Here is a 6491-nt window from a genome sequence, read left to right as displayed (position 1 = left end):
ATTTAGTTCATTTTTTATCATATTAACCTGTGTCTACTTTTTAGTCTAACATCAACTGCAATTTAAACAAAAAAGTAACCATGAGATAGCAATTGTTTCAAGTAAAAACTTAGAGCTATTTCGAAATATAGTAATTGATACGGAGAAAAATATAGTAAAAACTTCGTTTGGAGAATGTCAGTATGTTGGAGAAGAAAAAACATCTTTGGAACAAAAGATAACGGGGCCCTGGCATGGCAAGCAATGGATGCTAAAAGAACAAAATTTAATTTATATATTTTCTTTGGGTAAGCTTGAAGGAGAGGATAAAACCATTATTGATATTTCAGTAAAAGGTATACACGAAGGAAAACTTATTAGTAAAGAGGAAGTAATTGAATTCCGTTCTATTTCATAAGGAATCAAAAAAATCACCTTACTTAAAAGAGTAAGGTGATTTTTTATTAAATAAACAATCCAGCGATTGTTGCAGATAAAATAGAAGCAAGTGTTGATGCAAATAGCATTTTCCAACCAAATTTAGATACGATGCTTCCTTGTTTTTCAGAAAGGGCACGGATTGTACCAACAATCGCACCAATTTGGCTAATACTTGCGAAGCTAATTAAGAATACTGTAACGATTCCAACTGTACGTGGAGCTAATGTTGCAGTAGCGCCTTTTAAATCAAGGATTGCTACAAACTCGTTTAATACAATCTTCGTACCCATAATACCACCAGCTGGGATAATATCTTGAGTTGGAATACCCATTAAGAATGCGAATGGAGAAAGTATATAACCGAAGATTTGTTGTAAAGTAACAGCATATCCCATTGCACCTGAAGCAGTGCTAATTACGTAGTTTACAACTTCCATAACACCAATGAAGGCAATCATTAACGCAGCAACGATACCAGCTACTTTTAAACCATCAAGCGCACCGTTAATCATAGCGCCGATAAGGCTATCTCCGAATAGGTTTCTATCAAATTTTTGAACCACTTCGTCTTCTTTTTTCGTATCAACTGGTGTTAATAATGAACAAACGATTAAGCTTGAGAATAAGTTTAGCGGAAGAGCCGCTAATACATATTTCGCATCTAACATCATAACGTATGATGCTGTTACAGAGGCAGAAACTGAGCTCATTGCAGAACAACAAATGATAAACATACGGTTTTTATTAAAATGTTGTAAATCATTTTTAATAACGATTAACGCTTCACTTGAACCAAAGAATACAGAATTTACTGCGTGGAATGATTCAACGCGTGGTAAACCAGTAATTTTTGAAAGTGCACCGCCGACAATACGAACGATGAATGGTAAAACACCTAAATAACTAAAGATAGAAAGTAGTGCTGAGAAAAATACGATAATTAGTAATACGTTTAAGAAAAAGACAAAATCTCTTTGAATTCCATTAAAGAGAAAATCGACACCTGTCGTACCAAGTTTAATTAGTTTGTTGAAAACTTTACTAATGAAGATGATAATTTGCTGTCCGATCTTTGTGCCAAACATAAACCAACCGATTAAAATTTGGAAACTAATCATAATAGCAATTGCACGGAAGTTGATTTTACTTCTATTGTTTGACAAAGCAAAGCATAAACCTAAAACGACAAGAATACCGATAATGCTCATTACATATTGCATGTAGTTGCCCCTTTCAGAAGTTCGTATAAAGTTTTTACATAAAACGCTCGTTATATTACTAAAAATAAAGTAATGGAAGTTTCATGTCATACGTAAGATGTCTGACCTTTTTGGGAAATAAAAAAAGACCCCTATGGATTCACTTTCATCTATGAGAGAAAGCTAATCAATAGGAGTCTTTTTTATACATAGGCTAATATTCATTAGTTTTCCCCATAGTCCAGCAATTTAAGGTTGCCGGGTAGAAACTCTCGATCCATATTATCGACTATATATGAGGTAACGTCGTCCGTATTAAATTAGTAGTAGCGTAACATTACTAGAGAACTATCGTCAATAGCTTTTTTTCTTCCAATAGAAATAGACCATATAAGTATGATAAAATGTAACGCAGTGTTATGAAAAAGAGAGGTCGGAAAATGAGTATAAAAATGACGCCACCAGTTGAAAAAAACGAGTTTATAGATGTAGTGTTTGAAGATTTAACACATGATGGTGCCGGTGTTGCGAAAGTGAAGGGATATCCTATTTTCGTAAAAAACGGATTACCAGGTGAGGAAGCGCAAATTAAAATTATTAAAGTGAAGAAAAACTTCGCGTTTGGTCGTTTAATGAAGCTTCATCAAGAAAGTCCATATCGTAAAGATGCAGAATGCCCCGTGTACAACGAGTGCGGAGGTTGTCAACTTCAGCACTTAACATATGAAGGACAATTAAAAGCGAAAGAAAAACAAGTACGTGACGTTATGCAGCGCATCGGTGGATTAAGTGATGTTCCTGTTCATCCTGTACTTGGCATGAAAAACCCGTGGGTATACCGCAATAAAGCACAAGTGCCAATTGGAGAACGTGAAGGTGGACTTGTAGCTGGTTTCTATCGTCAAGGAACGCATGACATCATTAATATGGAATCATGCTTAATTCAGGCGGAAGAAAACGATACATTAATTCAAGAAGTAAAACGTATTTGTGAAAAGCACGGTATTTCGGCTTACAATGAAGAGCGTAACAAAGGAACGCTTCGCCACGTAATGGCTCGTTATGGACAAGTAACAGGGGAAATTATGCTTGTCTTCATTACACGTACAGCAGAATTGCCAAACAAAAAAGCAATCATTGAAGAAATTGCTGCGAAATTCCCTGAAGTAAAATCGATTGTACAAAACGTAAACACGAAGCGTACAAACGTAATCTTCGGAGACACAACGACAGTACTGTACGGATCAGAATATATTTATGACTTTATCGGTGACATTAAATTTGCGATTTCAGCACGTTCATTCTATCAAGTAAACCCAGAACAAACGAAAGTACTATACGATAAAACGTTAGAATACGCAAAATTAGATGGTAACGAAACAGTAATTGATGCCTATTGCGGAATCGGATCAATCTCCTTATTCCTAGCGCAAAAAGCGAAAAAAGTGTACGGTGTTGAAATTGTTCCAGAAGCAATCGAAGACGCAAACCGAAACGCAGCGCTAAACAACATGACAAACGCTGAATTTGGCGTAGGAGAAGCAGAAGTAGTTATTCCTAAATGGTACAAAGAAGGCGTAATCGCCGACACAATGGTCGTAGATCCACCGCGTAAAGGCTGTGACGAAGCATTACTAAACACAATCATCGACATGAAGCCAAAACGCGTCGTATACGTATCATGTAACCCAGCAACATTAGCACGCGACTTAAAAGTACTAGAAGAAGGCGGATATAAAACGCAGGAAGTACAACCTGTTGATATGTTCCCTCATACTACGCATGTGGAGTGTGTGGCTTGGCTTAAGTTGGTATAATAAAAAAGCAGTTGATATAGAAAAAATCTATACCATCTGCTTTTTGGTTTATAAAAATACCATTCAGCAACGATTTTAGTTAAAATGAATATTGCTGATTTTCACAAAATATAAATGTCCAAATGTACTTTTGCTATTTGGCTTTATATTTTTAAATTGAGAGTTTGAAATTGTATTCATATTGAGAGGATTTGAATTTGAAATGATAGATAATTTTTGGAATGATTTACCACGACCATTTTTCGTACTTGCACCAATGGAAGATGTGACAGATGTTGTTTTTCGTCACGTAGTAAGTGAAGCTGGTTGCCCAGATGTATTTTTCACAGAGTTTACAAACTCGGATAGCTATTGTCATCCAGAAGGTATGAAAAGTGTACGTGGCCGTTTAATTTTTACAGAAGATGAACAGCCGATAGTCGCGCATATTTGGGGAGATACTCCTGAATATTTCCGCCAAATGAGTATTGGTATGGCAGAGTTAGGATTTAAAGGTATCGATATTAATATGGGCTGCCCTGTACCGAATGTAGCATCAAGAGGAAAAGGTAGTGGCCTTATTCTACGTCCAGACGTTGCGGCAGAACTTATTCAAGCAGCAAAAGCGGGTGGACTACCTGTCAGTGTAAAAACACGACTGGGCTTTAAAGAATTAAGCGAATGGGAAGATTGGTTAACGCACATTTTCAAACAAGATATTGCGAACCTTTCTATTCACTTACGTACAAGAGAAGAAATGAGCCAAGTAGATGCGCACTGGGAACTAATACCGGAAATTAAAAAATTACGTGACCGTATCGCACCAAATACGCTAATAACAATCAATGGAGACATTCCTGACCGTCAAACTGGAATGGAACTTGCTGAAAAATACGGTATTGATGGCGTTATGATCGGACGAGGTATCTTTAAAAATCCATTTGCCTTTGAAAAAGAGCCAAGAGAACATAGCAGTAAAGAACACCTTGATCTTCTAAGACTGCAGCTTGACCTTCAAGATCAATATGCAGAAGTACTACCACGTTCAATCACAGGGCTTCATCGCTTCTTCAAAATTTATGTAAAAGGATTCCCTGGAGCTGCTGAACTAAGAAATCAATTGATGAACACGAAATCAACTGATGAAGTGCGTGCGTTGCTTGATAAGTTTGAGGCGAGTGTTGATAAGGATGGAGATAGTGAAACAGTGTAACTTTTGAAAGTTAGAGGGGATAGGGTGTAGCGATTTTATGAGTGTTTGTTTCATTTTAATTAAGGTGAACCGTATCATAAGTAAGTGAGGTATTCTATGTAAAACAAGGGTAAGAAAAGAATACAGGAGAAAATTGAAAATGGCAGGTTGGTCTTGATTTTCACTGATATTATCATGTTTATTTTATTATGCCTATAACTTGGAGGCTATGTGAATGTTAAGTGATCAGACGAGATATTCTAGGCTCGCGAATATAACAAAAATAATAAATACAAAATTAGAACTACGTGAAGTATTGCAGCGTGTAACAATGGCGATATCAGAGGAGATTGTTAGGTGCAACGCTGTTGGAATTTATTTACCCCAGGAAGATGGAACATTTAGAGGGTTTGCAGGGAAACCAGAGACCATAAATGGCGTAACGCTCGATACTCAGGTAATTGATCCTGAAATAGACTTACTGGAAAAAGAAGTTATTGAAACCAAAAAAACCATCTATATCCCTGATACCTCAAAGGATCATCGGCCGGATCCGAGACCAGTTGATGCGTTCAAAATTAAGTCCTTATTAGCCCTGCCTATCTCATTTGGGCAAGAGTTATTTGGTCTGGTTTTTTTATTTGATTATGGAGCTCCAATGAACTTAACAGATTCAGAAATTCAAAGTGTTGAAGCTTATGTAAATATGGCTGCGGTCGCAATTCAAAACGCAAATAATTTAACACAAAAGGAAAACCTTATTGCCGAGAAGCAGCTGTTACTAGATGTTACCCGTGATTTATCAATGTGTTCCTCGATACAGGAGAGTTTTGATAAATGTTTTTTTTACTTAGGACAGATTTTAGAGAGTAAAAACATGGCTGCCCACCTTTTAGACCCGATAGACAAAACAACGATTAAAACAACGAAGTTAAGCAAGGACTGTGATTGGACAGAAGCGGATTGGATGGAGAAAAGCTATGAAGCCAAGATCCAAGAGGTTATTCAAACAAAAAATATAGATAGTAAGGGTCTACTGATGATTCCATTGGTTTCAATGGGAGAAGTATTAGGGGTAATCGTCGTGGGCAAAGAGGGAAAAGCTCACAATTACGATAATTCCCGAATTCAACTGGCAAAATCTATCGTTGATGCCACAGCTCCTACGTTTTCAAACTTGTTATATATGGATCAACTTGAAAGCATGGTGGAAGAGCGAACGAGAGAACTAGCTGCTGCTAATGAAAAAGTTACAAGTGTGATTGAAATTATTACGGATGGATTCTTTACTTTGAATAATAAATGGGAATTCACGTACGTAAATAAGCATCAATATTTTCCACAAAGAAAAACAGCAAAAGATGTATTAGGTAAGAATATATGGGAGGTCTTCCCGAGTAGCGTCGACGCAGTTATGTATAAGGAATTTCATCGTGCAATGTCAGAGCGAATTACAGTTCATTTCGAATTTTTTTCTATCTCTGATGAATATTGGCACGAAGTTATTGCATACCCGTATGATGATGGTATTTGTTGTATTTTTAAAAACATAACGGAAAAAAAGCAATATGAGCAGGAATTGAAAAGGTTATCCAACATAGATTTAATAGGACAAATGGCAGCAGGTATCAGCCATGAGATTAGAAATCCAATGACAACAGTAAGAGGATTTTTGCAGTTATTAAAAGAAGAGCACACCTATGAGAAACATAATAAGTACTTTAATTTAATGATTGAAGAACTTGACCGTGCTAATTCTATTATTACTGAATTTCTCTCAATCGGTAATACAAGGAAATCGGATTTGCAGATGTTAGATTTAAATTCAATTATCCACGATATTATTCCTTTAATAAAGATTGATACGTATAATCAAAATAAATA

At 36.3% G+C, this 6491-nt stretch carries 4 protein-coding genes, 1 pseudogene and 1 riboswitch; of the genes and pseudogenes, 4 read left to right on the top strand and 1 reads right to left on the bottom strand.

The window, feature by feature from the left end:
- Positions 1 to 52: 52 nt before the first annotated feature.
- Positions 53 to 397 (top strand): annotated as a pseudogene (locus tag AB3X49_RS15735) (hypothetical protein); the annotation flags it as partial.
- A gap of 46 nt (positions 398 to 443) precedes the next feature.
- On the opposite strand, the gene AB3X49_RS15730 reads toward AB3X49_RS15735, so the two are convergent.
- Entirely contained in the window at positions 444 to 1640 is a 1197-nt protein-coding gene (locus AB3X49_RS15730) for a NupC/NupG family nucleoside CNT transporter (RefSeq protein ID WP_367963208.1), read from the bottom strand.
- A 196-nt stretch (positions 1641 to 1836) separates the two neighbouring features.
- Positions 1837 to 1938: riboswitch (purine riboswitch) on the bottom strand.
- A gap of 121 nt (positions 1939 to 2059) precedes the next feature.
- Here AB3X49_RS15730 and rlmD point away from each other — a divergent pair.
- The 3 genes from rlmD to AB3X49_RS15715 all read left to right on the top strand — a co-directional run.
- Positions 2060 to 3436, top strand: a complete 1377-nt coding sequence (gene rlmD, locus AB3X49_RS15725; protein WP_367963205.1) for a 23S rRNA (uracil(1939)-C(5))-methyltransferase RlmD — start codon at positions 2060 to 2062, stop codon at positions 3434 to 3436.
- Positions 3437 to 3638: 202 nt separating this feature from the next.
- Positions 3639 to 4628: a tRNA dihydrouridine synthase gene (locus AB3X49_RS15720; RefSeq protein WP_002091313.1), complete on the top strand. Its 990-nt coding sequence runs from the start codon at positions 3639 to 3641 to the stop codon at positions 4626 to 4628.
- Between the two features lie 214 nt (positions 4629 to 4842).
- A partial coding sequence (locus AB3X49_RS15715) for a GAF domain-containing protein (RefSeq protein WP_367963202.1) occupies positions 4843 to 6491 on the top strand: 1649 nt, incomplete at its 3' end.

It is taken from the genome of Bacillus sp. C30, assembly GCF_040838255.1.
Taxonomy (GTDB): domain Bacteria; phylum Bacillota; class Bacilli; order Bacillales; family Bacillaceae_G; genus Bacillus_A; species Bacillus_A mycoides.
This window is presented reverse-complemented; position numbering and strand designations above follow the sequence as displayed.

What these genes read in the sequence shown, in the direction of transcription:
- AB3X49_RS15730 (WP_367963208.1), bottom strand. Translation starts at nt 1,640, where the DNA reads ATGCAATATGTAATGAGCATTATCGGTATTCTTGTCGTTTTAGGTTTA.
- rlmD (WP_367963205.1), top strand. Translation starts at nt 2,060, where the DNA reads ATGAGTATAAAAATGACGCCACCAGTTGAAAAAAACGAGTTTATAGAT.
- AB3X49_RS15720 (WP_002091313.1), top strand. Translation starts at nt 3,639, where the DNA reads ATGATAGATAATTTTTGGAATGATTTACCACGACCATTTTTCGTACTT.